This window comes from Caballeronia sp. SEWSISQ10-4 2, from assembly GCF_030464885.1.
GTDB lineage: Bacteria > Pseudomonadota > Gammaproteobacteria > Burkholderiales > Burkholderiaceae > Caballeronia.
In genome coordinates this window covers 1-1,623 of the sequence record NZ_JALPRJ010000197.1, presented here as the reverse complement: position 1 = coordinate 1,623, position 1,623 = coordinate 1, and the positions used below count along the sequence as shown (strand labels likewise).

Annotated in this window: 2 protein-coding genes; both read left to right on the top strand. The window is 59.5% G+C overall.

The window, feature by feature from the left end:
• Positions 1-201: hypothetical protein (locus M0D69_RS43560; protein ID WP_301787969.1), on the top strand; the 201-nt coding region annotated here is incomplete at its 5' end.
• A gap of 195 nt (positions 202-396) precedes the next feature.
• On the top strand, positions 397-1,623 hold the full coding sequence (locus M0D69_RS43555) for an amidohydrolase family protein (RefSeq protein WP_301787968.1): 1,227 nt from the start codon (positions 397-399) through the stop codon (positions 1,621-1,623).

Sequence of the window (1,623 nt, the reverse complement as noted above, 5' to 3'; positions counted from 1 at the left end):
ACGCCCGCGCCCGGGCGGACGATCAGACTGACGCGATACAGCTATCCGGGCACTGACCACCATCGTTGCATCCGCATCGAGTCATCCCGGGTAACGGGACCCTTCGAGCTGTTCTTTTTCCGGCATGGCGACGGTCTGTGGCGCGTGTTTCCTCCCGAGCGGGAGCGGCCCATGATGGGACGATACGGTCGTGTTGCATAGCTGGGCTGCCATTGAATGGTTGGGCTGTTTGAACCTTGGCAGGTCAGTCGATCGACCTGCGTCGGAGGGGCGCCTTGTCAGGCGACAGTGTCAGAGAGACTGCTATTGCGTCGTTGACAAAGGACAAGGTGCCGTCCGTTCGCTGGTGTTGTTGGACCACTGATGCATTTCTAAGACCCCGTTAGGAGCGGAAAGATGCAAAGTACACAGCAGGCAGTCGCGCGTTACGAGTTACCGGAGGCCATTGCGCAGTTTGCTGGCCTGATCAACGACACGGATGGCCATGAGGCAATGCCGATCAGGCGCTGGGAGGATACCTACGGTGCCGAGGTTCAGCCACTGGCTGCTGCGCTGCTAAACGCGGGCAATGAGGGTGAGGCGATTATCCAGAACCCGGATCTCGAGGGTGACGATACCGAGATTAACGCTGAGACCGTCTGGAAGGTCAAGATGGAGAAGGCGCCGGGCTGCTATGACATCGGGCGACGCCTCGAGGTGATGGACTTCACCGGGATTCACCGCCAGATCATGTATCCGGGGATTGCGCCAATCTACGCGCACGCGCTGTACAACAAGGCTGACGACCCCCGGGTGTTCCGCTCGATCACAGGCGATCGCAAGGCGTATGCCTACCGGCTGATGGACATCTATAACGACTGGTGTGCCCGCGTGTCGAAGGAGCAGGACCGTGTACGGCCGACTGCGCTGCTGGTCGACGATACACCGGAGGCGATGTACCAGAAGGCACGACGGCTGGTTGACCAGGGCGTGCGTCTATTCATGCTTGCCACGGACGAACCCCCGGGCGGCGTATCACCGGCCAGTCCGCGGATGGATCCTCTCTGGAGTCTGCTGGCGGCGGCGAAGTGCCCGGTGGTGGGTCATATTTCGATCAGTGAGAAACTGCTTGCCACGACGGAGTGGCGCAATGCCCCGGCGTTCCAGGGATGGATGCTTGGGGCGGAGTTCTCCCTTGACCCGTGGACGCTGACCAACATTCACCTGCAGATCCAGAACTACGTGATGACAATGGTGCTGGGTGGCGTGTTCGACCGGCATCCCGATCTTGTGTTTGGGTGTGCGGAATTTACTGGTCACTGGGTAGGCCCACTTGCAGAGAACATGGACCGCTTCTATGGTCGCACGCCGTTTCCTTCGTCGCAGGCCCACACCAGGCTCAAGCTCAAGCCATCGGAATACATCAGCCGCAATTTGCGTGTTGCATGCTTCGACTTCGAGCCGGTCGGTACCTATATCGACCGCTACGGATTCGAGGATGTGTACTGCTATGCCAGCGACTATCCACATCATGAAGGTGGCAAGGACCCGATGGGTAGCTTCGTGCGCAATTTGCAGGGCCACAGCCCGGAGATCCTGCGCAAGGTATTCATCGATAACGGCAAGGCATTGCTGCCGGACTGA

Bases quoted from the DNA above. Each gene is read 5' to 3' on its own strand.
- M0D69_RS43555 (WP_301787968.1), top strand. From the start codon at position 397: ATGCAAAGTACACAGCAGGCAGTCGCGCGTTACGAGTTACCGGAGGCC.